General features: G+C 71.2%; 19 protein-coding genes. 8 read left to right on the forward strand and 11 right to left on the reverse strand.

Annotated features, from left to right (window positions below; all coding sequences use genetic code 11):
- Positions 1 to 13: 13 nt before the first annotated feature.
- Positions 14 to 1,237: a polysaccharide pyruvyl transferase family protein gene (locus ACFW48_RS29230; protein ID WP_386319632.1), complete on the reverse strand. Its 1,224-nt coding sequence runs from the start codon at positions 1,235 to 1,237 to the stop codon at positions 14 to 16.
- A 187-nt stretch (positions 1,238 to 1,424) separates the two neighbouring features.
- Between ACFW48_RS29230 and ACFW48_RS29235 the strand changes: the two genes are divergently transcribed.
- A complete protein-coding gene (locus tag ACFW48_RS29235) occupies positions 1,425 to 2,393 on the forward strand; it encodes a TerC family protein (protein WP_386319634.1) in 969 nt (322 codons plus the stop codon).
- Positions 2,394 to 2,400: 7 nt separating this feature from the next.
- Here the strand turns inward: ACFW48_RS29235 and ACFW48_RS29240 are convergent, their stop codons facing one another.
- The gene (locus tag ACFW48_RS29240) at positions 2,401 to 2,961 is read right to left on the reverse strand and encodes an RICIN domain-containing protein (RefSeq protein WP_386319637.1); all 561 of its coding nucleotides are present in this window, start codon (positions 2,959 to 2,961) and stop codon (positions 2,401 to 2,403) included.
- Positions 2,962 to 3,088: 127 nt separating this feature from the next.
- Positions 3,089 to 4,519, reverse strand: coding sequence for an endo-1,4-beta-xylanase (locus ACFW48_RS29245; protein ID WP_386319639.1), 1,431 nt, complete (start codon positions 4,517 to 4,519; stop codon positions 3,089 to 3,091).
- Positions 4,520 to 5,592: 1,073 nt separating this feature from the next.
- On the opposite strand from ACFW48_RS29245, the gene ACFW48_RS29250 reads away from it, so the two are divergent.
- On the forward strand, positions 5,593 to 6,198 hold the full coding sequence (locus ACFW48_RS29250; RefSeq protein ID WP_386319796.1) for a lytic polysaccharide monooxygenase: 606 nt from the start codon (positions 5,593 to 5,595) through the stop codon (positions 6,196 to 6,198).
- A gap of 987 nt (positions 6,199 to 7,185) precedes the next feature.
- On the opposite strand, the gene ACFW48_RS29255 is transcribed toward ACFW48_RS29250, so the two are convergent.
- Complete coding sequence (locus ACFW48_RS29255; protein ID WP_386319641.1) at positions 7,186 to 7,389, reverse strand: hypothetical protein; 204 nt, start codon at positions 7,387 to 7,389, stop codon at positions 7,186 to 7,188.
- A 155-nt stretch (positions 7,390 to 7,544) separates the two neighbouring features.
- On the opposite strand from ACFW48_RS29255, the gene ACFW48_RS29260 reads away from it, so the two are divergent.
- Positions 7,545 to 8,450, forward strand: a complete 906-nt coding sequence (locus ACFW48_RS29260) for a LysR family transcriptional regulator (RefSeq protein ID WP_386319798.1) — start codon at positions 7,545 to 7,547, stop codon at positions 8,448 to 8,450.
- 137 nt (positions 8,451 to 8,587) lie between these two features.
- On the opposite strand, the gene ACFW48_RS29265 is transcribed toward ACFW48_RS29260, so the two are convergent.
- Entirely contained in the window at positions 8,588 to 9,151 is a 564-nt protein-coding gene (locus ACFW48_RS29265; protein ID WP_386319644.1) for an NAD(P)H-dependent oxidoreductase, read from the reverse strand.
- A 145-nt stretch (positions 9,152 to 9,296) separates the two neighbouring features.
- On the opposite strand from ACFW48_RS29265, the gene ACFW48_RS29270 reads away from it, so the two are divergent.
- Together ACFW48_RS29270 and ACFW48_RS29275 are read left to right on the forward strand one after the other, a co-directional pair.
- A complete protein-coding gene (locus ACFW48_RS29270) occupies positions 9,297 to 9,965 on the forward strand; it encodes a TetR/AcrR family transcriptional regulator (RefSeq protein WP_386319646.1) in 669 nt (222 codons plus the stop codon).
- Positions 9,966 to 10,066: 101 nt separating this feature from the next.
- Positions 10,067 to 11,101, forward strand: coding sequence for a LacI family DNA-binding transcriptional regulator (locus tag ACFW48_RS29275; protein WP_386319649.1), 1,035 nt, complete (start codon positions 10,067 to 10,069; stop codon positions 11,099 to 11,101).
- A gap of 57 nt (positions 11,102 to 11,158) precedes the next feature.
- Here ACFW48_RS29275 and trxA read toward each other — a convergent pair whose 3' ends face one another.
- Positions 11,159 to 11,557 carry a thioredoxin gene (trxA, locus tag ACFW48_RS29280; RefSeq protein ID WP_376673808.1) on the reverse strand — a complete coding sequence of 133 codons (399 nt, stop codon included), beginning with the start codon at positions 11,555 to 11,557 and terminating at the stop codon, positions 11,159 to 11,161.
- A gap of 119 nt (positions 11,558 to 11,676) precedes the next feature.
- Between trxA and ACFW48_RS29285 the strand changes: the two genes are divergently transcribed.
- Positions 11,677 to 13,113, forward strand: a complete 1,437-nt coding sequence (locus ACFW48_RS29285) for a dihydrolipoyl dehydrogenase family protein (RefSeq protein ID WP_386319652.1) — start codon at positions 11,677 to 11,679, stop codon at positions 13,111 to 13,113.
- Positions 13,114 to 13,316: 203 nt separating this feature from the next.
- Here the strand turns inward: ACFW48_RS29285 and ACFW48_RS29290 are convergent, their stop codons facing one another.
- Complete coding sequence (locus tag ACFW48_RS29290) at positions 13,317 to 14,012, reverse strand: peptide deformylase (RefSeq protein ID WP_386319655.1); 696 nt, start codon at positions 14,010 to 14,012, stop codon at positions 13,317 to 13,319.
- Between the two features lie 145 nt (positions 14,013 to 14,157).
- On the opposite strand from ACFW48_RS29290, the gene ACFW48_RS29295 reads away from it, so the two are divergent.
- On the forward strand, positions 14,158 to 15,585 hold the full coding sequence (locus ACFW48_RS29295; RefSeq protein ID WP_386319801.1) for a PepSY-associated TM helix domain-containing protein: 1,428 nt from the start codon (positions 14,158 to 14,160) through the stop codon (positions 15,583 to 15,585).
- 164 nt (positions 15,586 to 15,749) lie between these two features.
- Here ACFW48_RS29295 and ACFW48_RS29300 read toward each other — a convergent pair whose 3' ends face one another.
- Positions 15,750 to 16,097, reverse strand: a complete 348-nt coding sequence (locus ACFW48_RS29300) for a tetratricopeptide repeat protein (protein ID WP_386319657.1) — start codon at positions 16,095 to 16,097, stop codon at positions 15,750 to 15,752.
- Positions 16,098 to 16,265: 168 nt separating this feature from the next.
- Here ACFW48_RS29300 and ACFW48_RS29305 point away from each other — a divergent pair, with 168 nt between their 5' ends.
- On the forward strand, positions 16,266 to 17,231 hold the full coding sequence (locus ACFW48_RS29305) for a pirin family protein (RefSeq protein WP_386319659.1): 966 nt from the start codon (positions 16,266 to 16,268) through the stop codon (positions 17,229 to 17,231).
- Here ACFW48_RS29305 and ACFW48_RS29310 read toward each other — a convergent pair.
- From ACFW48_RS29310 to ACFW48_RS29320, 3 genes are all read right to left on the reverse strand, one after another.
- Positions 17,159 to 17,773: a hypothetical protein gene (locus ACFW48_RS29310; protein ID WP_386319661.1), complete on the reverse strand. Its 615-nt coding sequence runs from the start codon at positions 17,771 to 17,773 to the stop codon at positions 17,159 to 17,161. The two genes, ACFW48_RS29305 and ACFW48_RS29310, sit on opposite strands and share 73 nt — an antisense overlap.
- A gap of 110 nt (positions 17,774 to 17,883) precedes the next feature.
- Positions 17,884 to 18,561, reverse strand: a complete 678-nt coding sequence (locus ACFW48_RS29315; protein WP_386319664.1) for a response regulator — start codon at positions 18,559 to 18,561, stop codon at positions 17,884 to 17,886.
- Complete coding sequence (locus tag ACFW48_RS29320) at positions 18,562 to 19,743, reverse strand: sensor histidine kinase (protein WP_386319803.1); 1,182 nt, start codon at positions 19,741 to 19,743, stop codon at positions 18,562 to 18,564.
- Positions 19,744 to 19,795 lie beyond the last annotated feature (52 nt).

Consider the following 19,795-nt stretch of genomic DNA (forward strand, 5'->3'; position numbering starts at 1 on the left):
CTCTCCTCGGGGGTCAGGCGTGCAACGGCCGCGGCTCGTCGGCGTACGGCTCGGGCCCCGCCGTCCGTGCGCGCGGTCCGTCGCCGGTCGCGTCGATCTCGTCCAACAGCGAGCCGCAGCGCACGCAGGTCTCCCGGGCCGCCGCGGACAGCTCCCGGATCCGGGACCGGAAGTCCTCCCGGCGCTGCGGATACTCGTCCCACAGCCGGTCCACCTCGGCCAGCAGCAGTCCGGCCTGCTCCCGCGCCACGCCCACCAGCGCCGGGGCGCCCAGCCGGCGCGCGAAGTCGAAGACCTTGCCGGAGTAGGGCAGCGGCAGCACCGGCACGCCGGTGAGCGCCGCGAAGATCACGAAGTGCAGCCGCATGCCGACGGCCACGTCCAGGTGGCGCATGAAGCCGAGGACCTGCCCCGGACTGTAGTCGCCGTGCAGGATCCGGCCCTTGTCCGGAGCGGTCATGTGGGACAGCACGGCGTGCGCGTGCCGTACGTCGTGCCGCTCCATCGGCAGGAACACCACGTGCGCGTCCAGCCGCCGCACGAGGAAGTCCGCGACGTCGGCGAGGAGCGCGTGGTAGTCGCCCTCGTCGAGCTTTTCCGCGGCCCGCCCCGGTTCGCGCACCGACATCCCCACCAGCCGGGCGCCGGAGGGGATGCCCTCGTCGCGCATCATGGCCTCGGTGAACGGCTCGGGCCCCAGCAGCAGGGCCGGGTCGGCGGTGACCGCGACCTCGCGTTCCAGGCCGACCTCCTCCAGCACCAGCCGGGACTCCTCGTCCCGTACCACGACGTCGTCCATGTCCGCCAGCACGGTGCGCACCGCGTCCCGGTCCTCGGCGTCGGTCAGCGGCCCGGCCCCGACGGCGTACGCGAAGGTCGGCACGTTCCGGGTCTGCGCGGCACGCACCAGCCGCAGGTAGCGGCGCGCCTCACCGTCGTAGAGGATGCCGCCGCCGCCCAGCACCAGCAGGTCCAGGCCGGGCAGCACGTCCAGGACGTGGTTGCGGCTGACGCCCTCCCAGGGGACCACCTCGTCGACCTCGGGGTGGTGGGCGCGGGTGTGCTCCGCGTTCCGGCTCAGGACGACCAGGTGCGCGTCGGGCCGCTGCGCGCGCAGACAGCTCAGGACGCAGGTCAGGATCGACTCGTCGCCGATGTTGAAGCCGCCGTAGGAGCCGAGCACGCCGATGCGCGGGCCCGGCCGGGCGGGGTTCGGATGCGAGGGGGCAGTGGTCATCCGGGGGCTCCCGTCACGTCGGAGTCGGCCGGCCCGCCGGCCTCGGTGCGCAGGCCGCGCACGGTGCCGGGTTGCCTGGGCCGCTCAGCGGAAACACCCTGACGAAGAACGTGTCCGTGGTCCCCTGGAAACACCTGACCAGGAACGCGTACACGGTCCCCTTCCGCCGCCTGTCACAGGAGCACCAGTGAACGTCTCCCTCAGCGTCTGGCTGCTGACCGTCGTGGGGCTGTGCGTCCTCGTCGCCGCCGACTTCTTCATCGGCCGCAAGCCGCACGACGTGTCGATCAGGGAGGCCGGGGTATGGACGGCCGTCTGGGTGGTCCTCGCGTGCCTGTTCGGCGTGGGACTGCTCGTTGTCGCCGGTGGCGCGCCCGCCGGCGAGTTCTTCGCCGGCTACATCACCGAGAAGTCGCTCAGTGTCGACAACCTCTTCGTCTTCGTCCTGATCATGGCCAAATTCGCGGTGCCCTCGCAGTACCAGCAGCGTGTGCTGATGGTCGGCGTCATCGTGGCCCTGGTGCTGCGCGCCGCGTTCATCGCGGCCGGCGCGGCGATCATCTCCGCCTTCTCCTGGGTCTTCTACATCTTCGGCGCCTTCCTGATCTGGACCGCCTGGAAGCTCATCCAGGACGCCCGCAAGGGAGGGCACGACGAGGAGTACGAGGAGAACAAGCTGCTGAAGTCGATCGAACACCGTTTCGGTGTCGCCGACCGCTATCACGGCACCAAGCTGTGGATCGAGGAGAACGGCAAGCGGGTCATGACCCCGATGCTGGTCGTGATGCTCGCCATCGGCTCCACCGACGTCCTGTTCGCCCTGGACTCCATCCCCGCCATCTACGGCCTGACCCAGGACCCGTACATCGTGTTCACGGCCAACGCGTTCGCTCTGATGGGCCTGCGCCAGCTGTACTTCCTCATCGGCGGTCTGCTGAAGAGGCTGGTGCACCTCTCCTACGGCCTGTCGGTCATCCTGGGCTTCATCGGCGTCAAACTGGTCCTGCACGCCCTGCACGAGTCCGGGGTCCACGTCCCCGAGATCGGCATCCCCTTCTCGCTCGGCTTCATCGTGATCGTCCTCGCGGTCACCACGGTGACGAGCCTGTGGGCCGCGAGGAGGCAGGATCAGGGGCAGGGAGGGCCGGGCGTGTGACGCGGGCCTACTGGGTCACCCACTGTCCCGAGACGTCCGGCGCCCAGCCGCAGACGCCCTCGGCGCGGAAGGTGACGGTGCGGTCGGTGTTGTTGCTGCAGCCGAAGGCGGCGATCGACGGATGGGCGTTCGTCACCAGCTCAGCGTAGTGCCGACCTGGGCTCTCGGGATCATGAATCGTGTGCGTACCGCTCGTCGGAGTCGGAGTGCCGCCGCATCCGCCGCCTCCACTGGACGCCAGCTTGACCATCTGCCACTGCTGGTTGGGTCCGTTGAGGTCGCCCCACTGCTGGATCGCGGCACCGTCCGCGGTCGAGGCGCCGGCCACGTCGAGGACTTCGCCCGAATGCCGTGCCTTGAGGCGGTGGAAGCCGCCGCCGGAGTCCACGAACTGCCACTGCTGGTTGGCTTCGTCGCTGCGCGTCCACTGGCTCACTCGCGCGCCTTCGGCTGTGGCCGTGCCGGAGACGTCCGGCGCCTTGCCGCTGCGGTGATTGACCAGGACGTGCCAGGCATTGGTGCCCACCGTCGCCGCCTCGGCGGGCGCCGGATCCGCCGCGGTGAGCATGCGGAGCGCGAGGGTCGCCGCCACTACGGCGGCGACCCGGGACCATCAGCGGTGTCTTCACGGCGGGGCGGGAGAAGCCGCACCGTAGGCTGTCATCGACGCCCGTTTTCGCGTGTGGGAGGCCTCATCAGGCGCGGGTCCAGCGTTGGTTGCTGCCGTTCGAGCAGGAGTAGAGCTGGATTTGGGTGCCGTTGGCGGTGCCGGCCCCGACGGCGTCGAGGCAGAGGCCGGACTGGGCTCCGACGATGGTTCCGTCGGAGTTCAGGCGCCACTTCTGGTTGTCGCCGCCCCAGCAGCTGTAGATCTGGACCCGGGCTCCGTTGCCGGTGCCAGCGGCGTCCAGGCACTTGTTGCCGTAGACCCTCAGCTCGCCCGCGGTGGTGTACGTCCACTGCTGGTTGGTGCTGCTGTGACAGTCCCACAGCTGGAGCTGGGTGCCGTCGGCGGTACTGGCGTTGGGCACGTCCAGGCAGCGGCCCGAGCCGACGCCTTTGATCTGTCCGCCATCCCCAGGGGGCGTGGAGGTGCCACCGTTGAGCGCGTTGAGGACGGCGGTGTAGGCGGGCTTCTTGCTGCCGTCACCGTTGAAGAGCAGCGGTGTCTGCTCGGATCGCCAGGAGTCGGTGTCGCGCACACCCCAGACGGTGATGCCGAGGCAGCGCGGGACGGCCAGGCAGTCGTTGACCACGCTGGCGTAGGTCGTGGGCGAGGCGCCTTGGATGTCGAGTTCGGTGACGGCCACGTCGACGCCGAGGGCGGCGAAGTTCTGCAGGGTGGTGCGGAAGTTGCTGTTGTAGGGGCTGCCGCTGTTGAAGTGCGCCTGGAAGCCGACGCAGTCGATCGGCACGCCGCGCTGCTTGAAGTCGCGGACCATGGTGTACATGGCCTGTGTCTTGGCCCAGGTCCAGTTCTCGACGTTGTAGTCGTTGTAGCAGAGCTTGGCGGCCGGGTCCGCGGCGCGTGCGGCGCGGAAGGCGACCTCGATCCAGTCGTTGCCGGTGCGCTGGAGGTTGGAGTCGCGCCGGGCCCCCGAACTGCCGTCGGCGAAGGCCTCGTTCACGACGTCCCACTGGGCGATCTTGCCCTTGTAGTGGGCCATCACGCCGTTGATGTGGTCGATCATCGCCTGGCGCAGCGCGCTGCCGCTGAGGCTCTGCATCCAGCCGGGCTGCTGGGAGTGCCAGGCCAGGGTGTGGCCGCGCACCTGCTTGCCGTTCTGCACGGCCCAGTTGTAGACGCGGTCGGCGGCGGTGAAGTTGAACTGGCCTCGCTGCGGTTGGGTGGCGTCGATCTTCATCTCGTTCTCGGCCGTCACCGAGTTGAACTCACGGTTTGCGATCGTCGTGTACGTCGAATCGCCCAGCCTGCCGGAGGCGATGGCGGTACCGAAGTAGCGGCCGCTCTGCGCCGCCGCGGCGCCGAGCGTGCTCTCGGCAGCGTGTGCGGGCGGCGGCGCGGCGAGTGTGGCGACCGCACTGAGGGCGCCGACGGCCAGCGCCAACAACAGGCCACGGATCTTCCCGCGGACAAAGGCTCTTGGAAGGGCATACGAGCCCATGACTGTGCCTCCAAGGTAGGGATCACGTAAGGACTGAAGCAGTGGGGGTTGCGTCATCCGCTCCCAATCGGCAGACGGACGGGGCGGGCCGGGGCCCGGGCAGTGCGGAATCGCCGGACACCGCGGTCATGGGGTGGGGCGGTCTTCGACACGGCACGGAGGACTCCTCGCGGCTCAGTCGGCGCAGGTGGTTCGGTGTGTGGATCTGCCGTGCGGCACGGATTGCCAGGGCTGGTGCTGTCCGAGATATCGATCCGTGGCCGGGCTCCCAGATAAGAGAGATTGAGGTATTGACGATGCATCGTCAACACTCTTCTCACGGAAAAGTTTCTATCGCACGTTCGAAACTTTCGAAGCTTTGAGGTGAGCTGCCGATGAGGTGTCCCCGGTCGCTGCGACGGCTCGCCGAGCGTGCGAACGGAGTGTCCAGGGTTCGCTCGCCGAGTCACCGCTTCGGCGTCGGCGCGCACCCCCGGCATTCGATCCGGGGTCCCGGCCGTGCTCGACCGCCTCCCGCGCGGCGCCAAGTGTGGCGCCATTCGGTCGTTTGCCGGTGTGGCGTGCGACGTTTCCTGGGCAAGCTCTCCCGAATGTTTCGGTTTCGAGAGCGACATGCGCGGAAACGGTTGACGGCGTTCGGTGGGTCCCTATCATTCAGGCTGCTCGACACTTCGACCATTGTTCGATGTGCCGAACGTGTCGAGTTGCTCCGTCGCATCACCGGGCAGCTCCAGGTCAGTCCGCCGGAAAACAGAACCGCAGGAAGCCGTGGCCCATGTCAATGTCATGTCCCCGCCAGGCAGGCGGCGCAGACACCGAGACCGAGTGGGGCGTAGGAGACCCGAGGTCGCCGAGGCTGTCCTGGCTCCCGGCTCACGGCAGATTCCCTGCTCGGCGCCCACTCTTGTGATCAACTCTGTTGGTTTCATTGACACTTCACTCAGAGGGCCTAACGTTGGGAGCGCTCCCATCACAGCTTCGCAACTGGAAGGAGTTCCCCCCACATGCGCAAACAGAGTCCGTTGACCGGGCGTTCGCAGCCCTCCCTCCGTCGGCCTCTCCAGGTGCTCGTCATGCTGTTCGCCGTGGTTGTCGGCGCACTGACCTGGTCGGCCCCCGCCCAGGCTCACGGCACCGTCGTCGGCCCCGCCACCCGTGCGTACCAGTGCTGGAAGACGTGGGGCAGCGACCACACGAACCCGGCCATGCAGACCGAAGACCCCATGTGTTGGCAGGCCTTCCAGGCCAACCCCGACACCATGTGGAACTGGATGAGCGCGCTCCGCGACGGCCTCGGTGGCCAGTTCCAGGCGCGGACCCCCGACGGGACGCTCTGCAGCAACAACCTCTCGAGGAACGCCAGCCTGAACAAGCCCGGGCAGTGGAAGACCACCACCGTCGGCAACAACTTCTCGGTCCACCTGTACGACCAGGCGTCCCACGGCGCCGACTACTTCAAGGTCTACGTGAGCAAGCAGGGGTTCAACCCCAAGACCCAGACCCTGGGCTGGGGCGACCTCGACTTCATCACGCAGACCGGCCGCTTCGCCCCGGCGCAGGACATCACGTTCCCCGTCCAGACCTCCGGCTACACCGGACACCACATCCTGTTCGTCATCTGGCAGGCCTCGCACCTCGACCAGGCCTACATGTGGTGCAGCGACGTGAACTTCGGCTGAGCCGAGGAGCGCCGCACACGGCACCTGCCTCGGCCGGGCGCCGGTAACCCGTCGCTCGGCCGACCGAACTCCGTCGGGGCAGGGTGGCCCACTCGGTCACCCTGACCCGGCGGGGCTCCCCGCGCTCCTGGGGTGCGGTTGGAAACTGCCGGTCACAGCCACTCGTCGTGGTTGCGCCCGGCATGGTCGTCTCGCGGTGGACGGCGAGCTTCTCGTATCGTGTGGCCACCGCGCGGTGGCTCTGGAGGCGATCGGTGCCGCAGCGCACCGCGTGACGTTCTGCAGTCGGCCGAGCCGAACTGTGGTGGCCTACCGCCGCCGGACGGGCGTTGCTTGCGGCCGGCGGTCTGGTCGCGCATGTCCGGGATCGTGCGGCGGATACCGCGCTTGCACCGGTAGGCGCGGTTCGCGGGGGAGCCGTACGCCTTGTCGGCGCCAGCCTTGTCCAGCCGGGTCCGCGGACGGCCCGGCCCGGACCCGGACACTCGGATGCGGCCCAGGACCACCTGGAACCGCGGGGAGTCACCGCGCTGGCCGGCGGTAACCATCAGCCACATCGGCTTCTGGGCTTGTTCGGCCGCCAGGGGGGAGCCTGGTCGTCAGCCCGCCCCGGGAACGTCCCGACCTGTTGCCTGCCGCAGCACTAGCTGGTCCAGGGGGTGTCGTGTGGATCTTGCCGGGGTCGCGGGGTCCGGCACGCGCTCCCCCACTGCCTGAAGGGCGTGGGAGGTGCCCCCAGCGGCGTTGTCGTCGGTTGCCAGGGCTCCGCCCGTCGCCCCCCTCCACCTTGCCGCGGCACGCATCGGACCCCGCTCGGATCAGTCGCAAGGCACCCCTGCCCGGGGCCGGCCTGATCCGAACGACAACCCCGAGTTCTTGCTGCTCGCGGGCGCCGAGGTCATCGTCCGCATGGCACGGCTGGGCCAGGGGCCCCGCAGGAGGCCATATCGACGCGCCGGCCCCGGTACCCCCTGGTAGTGCGGCGCCTCAGCAGCCCGCCGGGGAGGGCCTGCCGCGCGAGATGACGCGGGTGCCGTGATCGTCGACGACGCGGGCCTGGAGCGAACCGCAGGCGCACCGGGTCCACAGGGTGCCGCCCGCCGCGGTCGGGTGCGCGGACACCACCTGGAAGGGCTCGGCACCGTCGGGCCACCCGCAGTGCGGGCAGACGACACCGGTCGTGCTGGGCATGGCGACTCCTCGTGCGTCGGTGGTACGTGCGTCGTTGGTCGTCGGACGACCGGCGCGCGGCGGGTGACCGGCCGTCGCGCCACAGACAGAGTGCGGCCACGGATCCGTTCACGTCCAGGTTGACTTTACGGACTTCACCGTGAAGCGTGCACTTCATGATTGACCTGCGCAGGCTGCACGTCCTCAGGGCCGTCTCCCACTACGGCACGGTCACCGCGGCGGCCCGCGCCCTGCACTTCACCCCGTCCGCCGCCTCCCAGCAGATCCGCCAGCTCGCCCGTGACCTGGGCGTCGACCTGCTGGAGCCGCAGGGCCGTGGGGTCCGGCTCACCCCGGCCGCGGAGAGTCTGCTCGCGCACGCCGACGCCATCGAGGCCCGCTGGGACGAGGCCGAACTGGATCTGCGGGCGGGGGAGGGGACGCCCGCCGGGCCGCTGCGGGTGACGGGATTCCCGGTGGCCGTCTCCGTGCTGCTGGCACCGATGGCCGCGCGGCTGCGCGAACGGCATCCACGGCTGTCGGTCCGGATCCGGGAGGTCGAGGTGGCGGAGAGCTTCGACCTGCTCTTCGAGGGGGAGGCCGATCTGGCGGTCGTCGAGGCGACCCCGTCCAACCCGCCGACGGCCGACGCACGCTTCGACCAGCGGCCCCTGCTCGACGACCCCTTCGACCTGGTCGTCCCCGAGGGCCACCCGCTGGCCGGACGGGACGGGCTCGATCTCGCCCTCGCGGCCGATGAACCGTGGATCGCGCCCGTGCCGCAGAGCCCCTGCCGTCCGCACGTGATGTCGGCGTGCGGCGCCGCCGGTTTCACCCCCGACGTGGTCCATCACGCGCTCGACTGGAACGTCATCGCCCACCTGGTCGCCCACGGGCTCGGCGTCGCGCTGATACCCCGGCTCGCCCAGCTGGCCCCGCAGCTGCCGATCGTCCGGGTGCCCTGCGCCAACCGGCCGCACCGCAAGCTGCTGACCTGCACACGGAGCGGCGGTCACCGGCGTCCGGCGGTCGCGGCCGCACTGGAGGAACTGCGCAACCTGGCCGCGCCGGCGGTGGCCTGACGCACAGCGGTACGTACGCCGGGACGCACGCGCCGGGACGCACGCGCCGGGACGGACGGCGGGCCACACGCCGTCGTCACACACGCCGGGACCGGAGCTCGGCCGAGCTCCGGTCCCGTATGCGTCCTGCGTGCCGGTCAGGCGGCGACGGCCTCGTCCGCGTGGCCGTGCAGCCGGGCGACGACCTCGGTCAGCTGGGCGGCGACCTCGGCGTCGTCGGCCGGGTGGGTCTCGGCGAAGCGGGTCACCGAACCGGGGATGGACAGCTTGATGTCCTCGATCACCTTGCCGCCGGCGATGCCCACGGCCTTGCGGGTGTCGTCCTGCGCCCACACGCCGCCGTACTGCCCGAAGGCGGTGCCGACGACGGCGGCGGGCTTGCCGGAGAGGGCGCCGGCGCCGTACGGACGGGACAGCCAGTCGATGGCGTTCTTCAGGACGGCCGGGATGGTGCCGTTGTACTCGGGCGAGAAGTACAGGAAGGCGTCGGAGGCCGCTGCGGCCTCGCGCAGCTTCGCGGCGGCGGCCGGGACGCTGCCCTCGACGTCGATGTCCTCGTTGTAGAAGGGGATCTCGGCCAGCCCCTCGAACAGCTGCACCTCGGCGCCCTCCGGCGCGAACTTGGCGGCCGCCTCGGCGAGCTGGCGGTTGTGCGAACCGGCGCGAAGGCTGCCGACGAGCGCAAGGATGCGGACAGACATGAGTACTCCCACTGACGGAGCAGAGGCTGCGGGAACAGACGCTGCTGAAACACTGCCGTAAAGGATCCGGACCGAGGTCCGTTTAATTTCTAACATCCAAACGGACCGCGGTCCAGTTTTCTTCCCGATGCTTTACGCTGGCTTCATGTCCGCCGCTCTGCCGCCCTTCCCGAAACCCCAGGAGACCGCCGGTCCCCCTGAGTTGCTGCAAGTCGGCACGGGGGCCGAGGAGGACGAGCCCTGCCTGCGCGCCGACGCCGCGCGCAACCGGGCCCGGCTGCTGGAGGCCGCCGCCCGGCTGGTCGCCGAGCACGGCGCGGCAGGCGTCACGATGGAGGCGGTGGCCGCGGCGGCCTCGGTGGGCAAGGGCACGGTCTTCCGCCGCTTCGGCGACCGCACCGGCCTGCTCATGGCGCTCCTGGACCACTCCGAGAAGAAGTTCCAGGCCGCACTCCTCGGTGGCCCGCCGCCCCTGGGACCCGGGGCGCCGCCCGTCGAGCGGCTGCGCGCCTTCGGCTGCGCGATGCTGCGCCGCTCCATCGACGAAATGGACCTGCAACTGGCCGCGGAGCCGAGCGCGGAACGCCGCTACACCTCCGCACCGCGCCGCTTCCTGCGCGGCCACGTCGCCCTGCTGCTGCGGCAGGCGGTCCCGGACGGGGACAGCGAACTCCTCTCCCACACGCTCCTGGCGTACCTCGACGCCGCCTTGGTCCACCACCTCACCGAACAGTGCGGGGTGCCCCCGGCGCGGCTGCAGGCGGGCTGGCTCGACCTGGTCGCGCGGGTGACCCGCACCGAGCACCCGGCCTGACCCCGCGACCGCCGCGCCCACGGGGTGGGATTTCGTCCGATCCGGACGGCGTCGCCCCGCCCGTCGCCCCGTACCCGGCTTCTGCCAAGATGCCGTACGTCATGGTGCAGATACCGAAACCGCCCGCCCCCGAGTCCCTCGCACCGCGCTCCGTGCCCACGAGCGCCGATGTGGCCCGCCTGGCCGGCGTCTCGCGCGCGACCGTCTCCTACGTTCTCAACAACACCAGCGCCGTCCGGATCAGCGAACCAACCCGCCGCCGCGTCCACGAGGCCGCCCGGGAACTCGGATACGTCCCGCACGCCGCAGCCCGCTCCCTGCGCGCCGGGCACAGCCGTACGGTGCTGATGCCCGCGCCGTCCTTCCCCGTCGGCCCGCTCTACAGCCGGTTCCTCAGTGAACTCCAGGGGGCCCTCGGCCGCCTCGACTACACCGTCGTGCAGTACGGCACCGTCGGCCTGTACGACGACGAGGCCGCCCGGGCGTGGGCGGAACTGCGCCCGGTCGCCGTCCTGGTACCCGGCTCGGGTCTCGGCCCGCGGGGCGTGGAGGTCCTCAAACGCTCCGGCGCCCGGGCGGTCGTCACCCTCGGCCCCGAGGCCGTCGAGGGAGCACACGCACTGCTCATGGACCACGAGACCGTCGGCCACACCGCGGCCCGCCATCTCTACGACCGCGGCCGCCGGAGGATCGGCGTCGTCGTGCCCGTGGCGGACGGGCTGGAGGTCTTCTCGGCACCGCGCCTGACCGGCGCCCGCCGCGCCGTGCGCGACACCGACGCCACCGTCACCGAACTGCCCCTGGCCTACGAGGAACGGGACGCCGCCCGGCTGGCCGCCCGCTGGCGCTCCCTCGGCCTGGACGCCGTGTTCGCGTACAACGACGAGTACGCGATGCTGCTGATGCGGGCCATGCAGGACGAGGGCCTCGGCATCCCGGCCGACGCGGCCGTCATCGGCGCCGACGACCTGATGCTCGGCCGCCTGCTGCGGCCCCGGCTGAGCACCGTCCACCTGGAGCTGCCCTCCGGCCGCGACCTGGCCGCCCTGGTCGACCGCGCGGTCCACGACCCCACCGCCGCGCCCGAGCGTCACGAGGTGCTGGGCGCGGCGGTGGTGCACCGCGAGTCGAGCTGACCGTCGGCCGACTCCGCTCCGCTGCTACTGGCCTGCTATCGACCTTCTATCGACCTGCTACTGGCCGTCCTGCCCGGCCTGGCCCTCGGCCTGCGCCTGCTGGTCGGCGACCGCCTTGCGGACCTCGTCCATGTCCAGCTTCCGGGCCTGGCCGATGACGTCCGTCAGGGCCTCCTCGGGCAGCGCGCCCGGCTGCGCGAACACGGCCACCTGCTCCCGGACGATCATCAGCGTCGGAATGGACTGGATGCCGAAGGCCTGCGCCAGCTCGGGCTGCGCCTCGGTGTCCACCTTGCCGAACACGAGGTCGGGGTTGGCCTCGGCCGCCTTCTCGTAGACCGGGGCGAACTGCTTGCACGGACCGCACCACGACGCCCAGAAGTCGATCAGGACGAATTCGTTGTCCGTGACCGTCTGGTCGAAGTTCTCCTTGGTGAGCTCCACGGTGCTGGTCATGGGTGATCCCTCTTCCTGCGTTCGGGGCGTAAACCGTCGGCACAACACTGCCGACCTGGTGGGTATTCCGCGCACGTACCCATGTGGCCACGTCGCACACCACCCACCAGACTGACCCCATGACGCAATCGGATTCCATCGCGTACGACGTCGTCGTGATCGGTGCGGGCCCCGTGGGGGAGAACGTCGCCGACCGGACCCGTGCGGCCGGACTGTCCACCGCGATCGTGGAGAGCGAACTGGTCGGCGGCGAATGCTCCTACTGGGCGTGCATGCCCAGCAAGGCCCTGCTGCGCCCGGTTCTCGCCCGGGCGGACGCCCGCCGCCTGCCCGGTCTGAGCCGGTCGGTGCGAGACCCCCTCGACACGGCGGCGGTCCTCGCCCGCCGCGACGAGTACACCTCCCACTGGAAGGACGACGGCCAGGTCCAGTGGGTGGAGGGCATCGGGGCGGATCTGTACCGCGGCCGGGGGCGGCTCGCCGGGCCGCGCACGGTCGAGGTGGCCGCGCCCGACGGCACCCGCCGGGTACTGACCGCCCGGCACGCCGTCGCCGTCTGCACCGGCAGCGGCGCCGCCCTGCCCGGCCTGCCCGGACTCGCCGAGGTACGCCCCTGGACCAGCCGCGAGGCCACCAGCGCCGAGAGCGCGCCCGGCCGGCTGATCGTGGTCGGCGGCGGAGTCGTCGCCGTCGAGATGGCCACGGCCTGGCAGGCCCTCGGCTCCCGGGTGACGCTCCTGGTGCGTGGCGACGGCGGCCTGCTCGCCCGCATGGAGCCGTTCGCCGGCGAACTGGTCGCCGAGGCGCTCACCGAGGCCGGCGTCGACATCCGCACCGGCACCTCCGTCGAGTCCGTCAAGCGCGAGGGCGGCACCGTCGTCGCCGTCACCGACGCCGGCGACCGCGTCGAGGCCGACGAGATCCTCTTCGCCACCGGCCGCGTCCCCCGCACCGACGACATCGGCCTGGACACCGTCGGACTGGAACCGGGCTCCTGGCTCCCCGTCGACGACAGCCTCCGAGTGGAGGGGCACGACTGGCTCTACGCCGTCGGCGACGTCAACCACCGTGCCCTGCTCACCCATCAGGGCAAGTACCAGGCCCGCATCGCGGGCGCCGCCATCGCCGCCCGCGCCTCCGGCGTGCCGGACCTGGACTCCGGCCCGTGGGGCGCGCACGCCGCGACCGCGGACCACGACGCCGTCCCCCAGGTGGTGTTCACCGACCCCGAGGCCGCCTCCGTCGGCCTGACCCTGGCCGAGGCCGAGCAGGCGGGCCACCGTGTCCACGCCGTCGACGTCGACCTCGCGACGGTGGCCGGCGCGAGCCTGTACGGCGACGGCTACAAGGGCCGCGCCCGCATGGTCGTCGACCTGGAGGACGAGGTCGTCCGCGGCGTCACCTTCGTCGGCCCCGGCGTCGGCGAAATGATCCACTCCGCGACGGTCGCCGTCGCCGGGCGGGTGCCGATCAGCCGCCTGTGGCACGCGGTCCCGTCCTACCCGACGATCAGCGAGGTATGGCTGCGGCTGCTGGAGACATACCGCGACAACTGACCGGCTCCCCCCCCGCCCCAGCGGCACTACCGCCCAAGCCCGCAGCCTGCTGCCGTCGCCGTCGCCGTCGCCGTGGCCGCAGCTGCGGGCAGTCGTGCCGCTGGGGCGGCACGGGTGGGCGCAGCGGCACCCCGCAACGCCGGGCCGCGCACCCGCCCCCCGCGCCCCCCAGCGGGGCATCAGACCGCCCCCCCAGCGGGGCATCAGACCCCTGACCCCACCGACCCGGCTCCCTCCGAAGGCCCCGCAGACCCGGGAGGCAGCCCAAACCCCAACCCCACCGCAGCCCGCTCCGGCGTCACCTGCCCCCACAACTCCACCATCGCCCGATTGGACGCCAGCGACCGCAACTCGGCCCGGTCCAGGTACAACACGCCGTCCAGATGATCCGTCTCGTGCTGCACGATCCGCGCGGGCCACCCCGCGACCACCTCGTCCACGGCCCGCCCGTGCTCGTCCCGCGCCACCAACCGCACCTCGGCGTGCCGAGCCACCACCGCCTGCCACCCCGGCACACTCAGGCAGCCCTCGAAGAACGCGGCGCGCCCGGCGCCCATGGCCTCGTACGACGGATTCACCAGTACCCGGAACGGCTGCGGCACCCGCCCGCGCGCCACCCGCACCTCGTCCGGCACCGGCGCCGGGTCCTCGATCACCGCGATCCTGAGTCCCACCCCCACCTGCGGCGCTGCCAGACCGACACCCGGTGCCGCGCGCATCGTGAGACGCAGCGCCTCGACGAACCGCGCCAGCAGCGGCGGCTCCAACTGCCCGTCGAAGGGCTCGGCGACGCGCCGCAGCACCGGATCGCCGGCCTCGACGATCGGCAACGGGCCATCGCCGGCGAGCAGTTCCTCGACCCGCTCGGCAAGGGGTGCGCGATCACTCGGAGTTCCCATCGCGCCAGGATGTCACGGCGTACGGCATCCACCCGCCGACCATGACGGTGTGACGCAGGCCACGTTCCAGGCCGGGAACCCGGCGCGCTCCCGCCCCGACCACTGGGACCACCCCGTCTCCACGACGTCCCCGGAGCGCCCACAGATGACCACCACGTCCCCGACCCCCACGGACGAGGCCCCCCGACCGCCGACCCCACCGCCTCCGCCTCCGCCCGGCAGATGGTCCACCCTCCGCCCGCTCGTCCTGCGCCTGCACTTCTACGCCGGGCTGTTCGTGGCCCCCTTCCTCCTGGTGGCGGCGGCCACCGGCTTCCTCTACGCCGCCTCGTTCCAGGCCGAGAAGATGGTCTACGCACATGAGTTGACCGTCCCCGACGTGGGTGACCGCAAGCTGCCGGTCTCCGAGCAGGTCGCCGCCGCCCGGCAGGCCCACCCCGAGGGCACGGTGTCGGCCGTACGCCCCTCACCCGAGGCCGACGCCACCACCAGGGTGCTGCTGTCCGGCGTCGAGGGTGTCGACCCGGACCACACGCTCGCGGTCTTCGTCGACCCGTACACCGCGAAGGTGCGCGGCGCCCTCGAACAGTACGGCTCGACCGGCTCGCTGCCGCTGCGCACCTGGATCGACGAGTTCCACCGGGACCTGCACCTGGGTGAGACCGGCCGCCTGTACAGCGAGTTCGCCGCCAGCTGGCTGTGGGTGATCGCGGGAGGCGGCCTGGTGCTGTGGTTCTCCCGTCGCCGGGCCCGGCGCAAGCTGCGCGGCACCAGCGGCCGGCGCCGCACCCTGGGCCTGCACGGCACGGTCGGCGCATGGGTGGCGGCCGGATTCGTCTTCCTCTCGGCGACCGGCCTGACCTGGTCGACCTACGCCGGGGCGAACATCGAGGACCTGCGCGTCTCGCTCGGCCAGACCACCCCGTCCGTGTCGGCGTCGGCAGCCGGGGGAGGAGAGCACGCGGGCCACGGCGCGGCATCGGGCGCGGGCGGGGACGCCGCGCACGGGGTCGGCCTCGACAAGGTCCTGGCCGCCGCGCGCAACGAGGGCCTGGACGACCCCGTGGAGATGGGCCCGCCCGCCGACGCGTCCTCCGCCTACGTCGTCAAGCAGGTGCAGCGCAGCTGGCCCGAGAAGCAGGACTCGGTCGCCGTGGACCCGGCGACGGGCGAGGTGACCGACGTACTCCGCTTCGCCGACTACCCGGTGCTCGCCAAGCTCAGCCGCTGGGGCATCGACCTGCACACCGGCAGCCTGTTCGGCCTGCCCAACCAGATCGCCCTGATGCTGCTGGCCGCTTCCCTCGTCCTGCTCGTCATCTGGGGCTACCGCATGTGGTGGCAGCGCGGCCGGGGTTCCGCGTTCGGTCGCCCGATCCCGCGCGGCGCGTGGCAGCAGGTGCCGCCGTCGCTCCTCGTCCCGCTGCTCGCGGCGGTCGCCGTCCTCGGCTACTTCGTGCCGCTGCTCGGCATCCCGCTGGCCGCGTTCGTCGCGGCCGACGTCGTGCTCGGCGAGATCGCCCACCGGCGGGGGCGGCGGGCGCACGCGGGCGGCACGACGGCGAAGCGCTGACTCGCCGCGGCGGGGTGGCGGGTCACGGCGGCGGCGCGGTTGGTCCGGTACCGCGCTCTCACCGCCTCACCGCCTCACCGCCTCGCCGCCTCACCGCCTCGCCGCCTCACCGCCTCACCGCCTCGCCGCCTCGCCGCCTCACCGCCTCGCCGTGACGCCGCCGCTCAGCGGTCGGCGAAGTCGCCCGCCAGTGCGGAGGCGATCCGCAGCTGCGCGTCGGCCTCGTCCTGGCGCCCCTGCCGTTCGAGGGTGCGTCCCAGCAACAGCCGGGCGTAGTGCTCGACGGGATCGCGCTCGACGACGATCCGCAGCTCGCCCTCCGCCCGGCGCAGTTGGGCCGAGTGGTAGTAGGCGCGCGCCAGCAGCAGCCGCGGTCCGGTCCGCTCGGGCACCTCCTCGACCAGACCGCTCAGGACGCGTGCCGCGGCGGCGTAGTCCTTGGCGTCGAAGAACATCCGCGCGCGCTCCCAGCGCTCCGCCTGCGTTCCGTGGTGGTAGTACGTCGTGTCCACTCGTGACCTCCTTCGGTGTGCTGCAACCACGCCACTTGGTTGAACATTCCACCATCGGGGGGAACGGCATGGCGGGAGCGGCGTAGTGGGAGGGGCGTTTCCGCCCGTCACGGTGACGACCGGAGTACGGTCTGACGCGGCGGCCCGTCCGGCGCTAGTTTGGGCGGCATGAGCAATCTTGATCGCGAGGCGGTCCCCAGCCTGTGCGGCGGCCGCGGCTTCGTGGTGGCGGAGCCCGTGCGGGAGCTCCTCAGCCCTCGCCACGTCAAGCTCGGCGAGTCCACCGAGGTCCGCCGACTCCTGCCCAACCTGGGCCGGCGGATGGTCGGCGCCTGGTGTTTCGTCGATCACTACGGCCCTGACGACATCGCCGACGAGCCCGGTATGCAGGTGCCGCCGCATCCGCACATGGGCCTGCAGACGGTGAGCTGGCTGCACGAGGGCGAGGTACTGCACCGCGACTCCACCGGCAGCCTGCAGACCATCCGCCCGCGCCAGCTGGGTCTGATGACCTCGGGCCGCGCGATCAGCCACTCCGAGGAGAGCCCGCGGTCGCACGCCCGCTTCCTGCACGGCGCGCAGCTGTGGGTCGCCCTTCCGGACGCCCACCGCCACACCGACCCGCGCTTCGAGTTCCACGCCGACCTGCCCCTCGTCACCGCCCCCGGCCTGACGGCCACCCTGCTCCTCGGCACCCTCGACGGCACCTCCTCGCCGGGAACGGCGTACACCCCCATCGTCGGCGCCGACCTGACCCTCACCGGCGGCACGGACGTACGTATCCCGCTGGAACGGGACTTCGAGTACGCCGTCCTGTCCATGACCGGCGAGGCCCACGTCGACGGCGTACCGCTGGTACCGGGCTCGATGCTCTACCTCGGCTGCGGCCGCGACGAACTGCCCCTGCGCGCCGACTCGGACGCGAGCCTGATGCTCCTGGGCGGCGAGCCCTTCGAGGAGGAGCTGATCATGTTCTGGAACTGGATCGGACGGTCGCAGGCGGAGATCGTACAGGCCCGTTCGGACTGGATGGAAGGGTCGAGATTCGGCGCGGTGAAGGGCTATGACGGGGCCCCGCTGCCCGCCCCTGTGCTGCCATCGGTGCCGCTGAAGCCGCGTGGAAGGCTCCGCTGACCTGCGGGAATAGCTGACGGTCCGGCCGTCCGGACGCTCACCCGCAGTTCTTTCGCGATCACCGTGTTCTTCTCACCCCGCACAAAGCCATCGGCGGCCAGCATGCGCACCCGCTCCCGCGCGGCCTGACCCTGCGGAGTGAGACCACCACCCTGCGCATATCTCATGGCCACGGCATACCGCAGGGATCTAGCGATGTCAGCCCCGACAACTGAACGGAAGATGCCCTCAAAGCCGCCCACGCCGAGATTGCCAACCAGCGCGAGCGCATCGCCGAACTCCTGGGCCAGATCGCCGAGCTGCGGCAGGACTGGACAGATGCCGACGTCGTACGAATCACCACCGCCAACATGGCCCTGCGCCGTGAGATCAGCGCGTTGACGAACGACAACGAACGCCTCAGCAAGCGCCTCACGGCCGCCCGAGACAACGCCCGCTTCGCCGGCCGGCGCATCGCTGCACTGGAGGCCAGCATCGCCGAGCAGCTCATGGCGCCGCCCGCCGACGGCTGAGAACGGCACGTCGCACCAGATGGTGCCCACGGCCCCGTCCGCCCGCGTAACCGCGCGGGCGACGGGGCCAGCGCCTCACGCTGCCGGAGCGCATGAACATGCACGCTTCCGTGGTTCGCGGACGGTCGGCTGCAGGCTGGTCATTCCTCTGCGTCGCGGACCAGGAGTGCGATCTGCACCCGGTTCTCGACCGCCAGCTTGGCGAACAGGCTGCCTGTGTGCGCCTTGACGGTCGCGATGCTGATGCGCAGCCGCTGGGCGATCTCCGGGTTGCCCAGTCCGTCCGCGATGGCCCGAGCGGTTTCGAGTTCTCGTTCGGTCAGTGTGGACAGCTGTTTCCGTGCGGCTTCACGGGATGAGCTGCGAGCGTGAGCGGACCGCGGACCGGTGGCTGCGGCGATCACCCGTGCCGTGGCCGCTGGAGACAGCACGGGCTTGCCGTCCGCGACGGTCCGCACCGCGTCGAGAATCTGCGGCGGTTGGGTGTCTTTGAGGACGAACCCGAGGGCTCCGGCGCGCAGTGCGCCGAGCACCAGATCGTCGGAGTCGAATGTGGTCAGCATGAGCACCCGCGGCGGCGCCGGTCGGGTGAGGAGTTCCCGGGTTGTGCTGAGACCGTCCCGGCCGGGCATGCGCACGTCCATCAGTACGACGTCCGGCCGATGCTCGTCCACCACGGTGATCGCGGCGTCCCCGTCGGCCGCCTCCGCGACGACGGTCAGGTCCGGCTCGCCGTCGATGACGAGCCGCAGCGCCATTCGCACCAGCTGTTCGTCGTCGACGATGGCGACGCGCACCGGCTCCCGCTCGCTGTCCACTCAGGTTCTCTTTTCGTGGGTGGGGTCCGGCCAGGGTAGTTGGGCGGTGAGGATGTATCCGTTGTCGGGTGTGGGGTGGTGGTTGAGTGCTCCGCCGGCGAGGTTGATTCGTTCGGTGAGGCCGAGCAGGCCGAATCCCGATGCCGGTGGTTGTGCGTTTCTCGTGGTCGCCGGGGAGTTGCGGACGCTGACGTTGAGTTTGCCGCCTGCTCTTCCTTCGAGGGTGATGTGTACGTGTGCGCCTGGGGCGTGTTTGGCGGCGTTGGTGATCCCTTCCTGGACGATCCGGTAGCAGGTTCGTCCGGCGATGTCGGATGGTTTTTCCGTCACGGTGGTGGTGAGCGTGACGTCCAGTCCGGAGGTGCGGGCGTCGGCTACCAGGTCGGGGATGCTGTCGAGGGAGGGTTGGGGTGGTTCCGGGCGGCCCGGGTCGGCCCGGAGCACTCCGAGAACATCCCGTAGTTCTTCCAGGGCTTGGTGGGAGCCGTCGGCGATGCCGCGGACCAGCACGCGGGTTTCCTCTGCTGCGAGGTCGCTGCGGTGGTCCAGTACGCCGGCCTGCATGGCGACCAGGGAGATCCGGTGTGCGAGCACGTCGTGCATCTCGCGGGCGATCCGGTTGCGTTCCAGAGCCCGTGCCTGCGCCGCTCGTGCGGTCTGTTCCCGTTCCGCGCTCTCCGCCCGCTCTCGCAAGGACCGCACTTCGGCACGTCGCGCGCCGATGGCCATGCCCACGGCCACCGCGATGCCCGCGGTCAATGCTGGGAACGCGAGCTGGAACCACAACGACCCGGGCGGGCTCTGGACCGGGTAGAGCCCGACGGCGAACTGTGACGCGATCACGTAGGCCAGCCCGACGACCCCGCTCTCCACCGGACGGCGACGGGTGGAGAGCGAGGCCAGCGCCAGAAGCGCGGCGCCGGTGGCGAGTGCCGACGCGGGCGAGGCGATCGCGACCGTCATGGCGACGGTGAGCGGGAACCGCCGTCGCCACAGAAGCGCCGTCAGGCAGCCGAGAGCCACCAGCGGATCACCGATGAGGAACCAGGAGCCCGTTCCGGCCGCCTGCCACCGCAACAGCACGCCGATGGAGAGCCAGGTAGGTATGCCCACTGCCGCGGCTGCCGCCAGCCGCCAGGCTTGCTGCCACCCCCCGAGCCGTGGCGCGACGTCTGTATTCACCTGGCCATTGTCGCGAAGCGGTACGGCCGGTGAGTCAGACCGGGGGCTGATG

This window comes from Streptomyces sp. NPDC058812, assembly GCF_042744565.1.
Lineage (GTDB): Bacteria > Actinomycetota > Actinomycetes > Streptomycetales > Streptomycetaceae > Streptomyces > Streptomyces thinghirensis.

Coding starts and splice junctions, on each gene's coding strand:
- ACFW48_RS29305 (WP_386319659.1), top strand. CDS start 16,266: ATGAGCAATCTTGATCGCGAGGCGGTCCCCAGCCTGTGCGGCGGCCGC.
- trxA (WP_376673808.1), bottom strand. CDS start 11,557: ATGACCAGCACCGTGGAGCTCACCAAGGAGAACTTCGACCAGACGGTC.
- ACFW48_RS29240 (WP_386319637.1), bottom strand. CDS start 2,961: ATGCTCACCGCGGCGGATCCGGCGCCCGCCGAGGCGGCGACGGTGGGC.
- ACFW48_RS29295 (WP_386319801.1), top strand. CDS start 14,158: ATGACCACCACGTCCCCGACCCCCACGGACGAGGCCCCCCGACCGCCG.
- ACFW48_RS29245 (WP_386319639.1), bottom strand. CDS start 4,519: ATGGGCTCGTATGCCCTTCCAAGAGCCTTTGTCCGCGGGAAGATCCGT.
- ACFW48_RS29265 (WP_386319644.1), bottom strand. CDS start 9,151: ATGTCTGTCCGCATCCTTGCGCTCGTCGGCAGCCTTCGCGCCGGTTCG.
- ACFW48_RS29255 (WP_386319641.1), bottom strand. CDS start 7,389: ATGCCCAGCACGACCGGTGTCGTCTGCCCGCACTGCGGGTGGCCCGAC.
- ACFW48_RS29260 (WP_386319798.1), top strand. CDS start 7,545: ATGATTGACCTGCGCAGGCTGCACGTCCTCAGGGCCGTCTCCCACTAC.
- ACFW48_RS29285 (WP_386319652.1), top strand. CDS start 11,677: ATGACGCAATCGGATTCCATCGCGTACGACGTCGTCGTGATCGGTGCG.
- ACFW48_RS29250 (WP_386319796.1), top strand. CDS start 5,593: ATGCTGTTCGCCGTGGTTGTCGGCGCACTGACCTGGTCGGCCCCCGCC.
- ACFW48_RS29270 (WP_386319646.1), top strand. CDS start 9,297: ATGTCCGCCGCTCTGCCGCCCTTCCCGAAACCCCAGGAGACCGCCGGT.
- ACFW48_RS29290 (WP_386319655.1), bottom strand. CDS start 14,012: ATGGGAACTCCGAGTGATCGCGCACCCCTTGCCGAGCGGGTCGAGGAA.
- ACFW48_RS29230 (WP_386319632.1), bottom strand. CDS start 1,237: ATGACCACTGCCCCCTCGCATCCGAACCCCGCCCGGCCGGGCCCGCGC.
- ACFW48_RS29275 (WP_386319649.1), top strand. CDS start 10,067: ATGGTGCAGATACCGAAACCGCCCGCCCCCGAGTCCCTCGCACCGCGC.